This is a genomic window from Microcoleus sp. S13_B4, from assembly GCF_036700885.1.
Classification (GTDB): Bacteria; Cyanobacteriota; Cyanobacteriia; order Cyanobacteriales; family Microcoleaceae; genus Microcoleus.
The window spans coordinates 1-1,897 of sequence record NZ_JAUBPU010000051.1; the positions used below are offsets into that span (position 1 = coordinate 1).

At 58.9% G+C, this 1,897-nt stretch carries 1 protein-coding gene; it reads left to right on the forward strand.

Annotated features, from left to right (window positions below):
• Positions 1–127: 127 nt before the first annotated feature.
• Positions 128–1,897 (forward strand): DUF4347 domain-containing protein (locus tag QT994_RS21245; RefSeq protein WP_445243932.1); only part of this gene is annotated, 1,770 nt, incomplete at its 3' end.

The following is a 1,897-nucleotide window of genomic DNA, read 5'->3' on the forward strand; positions in this document are numbered from 1 at the left end:
CTCAACAATGGCTCAAAGCCACTATTTTCCTCTTATTAAGTATTTATACTTAGCGCAAAAGTGACACGCTCCCAATGGGAATGACCTCGAAAATTTCAACACTCAGCTAAAACAGTGGGGAAATGCTCTGACAGAGAACGGAGATATCCTACTTTATGGATGCGATGTAGCCGCCACAGAAACTGGCAATAATTTTGTCAAGCGATTGAGTGAACTCACAGGTGCAGATGTCGCAGCCTCTAACGACTTGACGGGAAATGCAGTTAAAGGCGGCGACTGGGATTTAGAAATAGTAACGGGCCAGATTGAATCCACCGTGCCGTTTAATCGGCAGGCGATGGAAGATTATGACTATACACTGGCTAACTTTGATGTCACAGAGGCAAGCGATGATGGCACTGGCACTGTAGCAGGCACTTTAAGCAAAGCAATTTTAGATGCGAATGTCGCACCAGGGGATGACACCATTACCCTCACCACAGGTGTCACGACAGGAAGGCCGAATCAGCTAATCGATAGCAATATTGCTTTTATTGGTGGCGGTTTCACCGTCAGCGGAGATAACGTTAGTCCTTCGCCTGACGTTCGCCCCTTCTTTGTGAAGTCTGGAATCGTCAGTTTCACCAACATGACCATTAGCGGGGGTCGCGCCCTGGGCGGTCCTGGTAGTGGTGGGGGTGCAGGTATGGGGGGTGGCTTGTTTGTTTATAACGGCACAGTCAGCCTGAATTCTGTCACCTTTTCTAATAACTCTGCCATTGGTGGAGACGGTAGCGGTGGCAGAGGTGGCAGTGCTTATTTTGTGCCTTTCAATCCGGCTAATGACGGTGCCACCGCCGGTGGCGCTAACAACAGCTACGCCGCCGGTGGCAACGCCATCGCCGGCAACGGCGGCTTCGGCGGCGCTGGCGGCATCGGCATCGGCGGCGGCGGCAAGGGCGGCGGCTTCGGCCGCGGCGGCAACGGCGGCTTCGGCGGCTTCGGCGGCAACGCCCGCGGCGGCAGCGTCTTCGGCAGCCAAGGCATCGGTGGCAACGCCATCGGTGGCAACGGCGGCTTCGGCGGCGGTGGCGGCTACGGCATCGGCGGCTACGGCAACGGCGTCGGCGGCAGCACCAGCGCCGGCGGCAACGGCGGCTTCGGCTACGGTGGCAACGGCGGCTTCGGCGGCGGCGGCGGTGCCGGCCAGGGCAACGGCGGCGGCATCGGCGGCAACGGCGGCTACGGCGGCGGCGGCGGTGGCGGCGGCGGTGGCGACAGCGTCGGCGGCAGCAACGGCATCGGCGGCATCGGCGGCATCGGTGGTGGCGGTGGTGGCGGTGGCAACCCCGTCACCACCGCCCCCGGCATCGGCGACAGCGACGGCGGCGGCGGTGCGGGTATGGGGGGTGCAGTATTCATCCGTCAAGGTACTCTCATCCTTAACAACACCACATTTATCGGCAACACTGCTACAGGTGGCACGGGTAACAACCCCGGTCAAGGCAAAGGTGGGGCAATTTTTGCCATGCGTTCTCTCACCAACACCAACGGCAACAATCAGGGAATGCCGACTGCGCTACCTACTGTCAAGTCATTGGGAGCAACTTTCACCGGCAACACCGCAGCCAACCAAGCTGGCACTCCCGCTGCCACCACCCCCGCCAACGGTGTCGGCAGCAGCCAAGACAATAACGATGTTTACGGTACGATTTTAGGCAGCCCCCCCGTCAACCTCTTAGTCAGCAGTAACACTGGCACAGAAGTAGGAACAACCGCCATCACCGTCACCGCCACCGCTGAGAGTGCCGTTACAAGCCCTCAAACCGTTGACTTAGGCATAGCAGGAACAGGTATAACCTCCGGCGACTACAACCTCAGCGGCACAACCATCACCATTCCCAGTGGAGAAACTAAA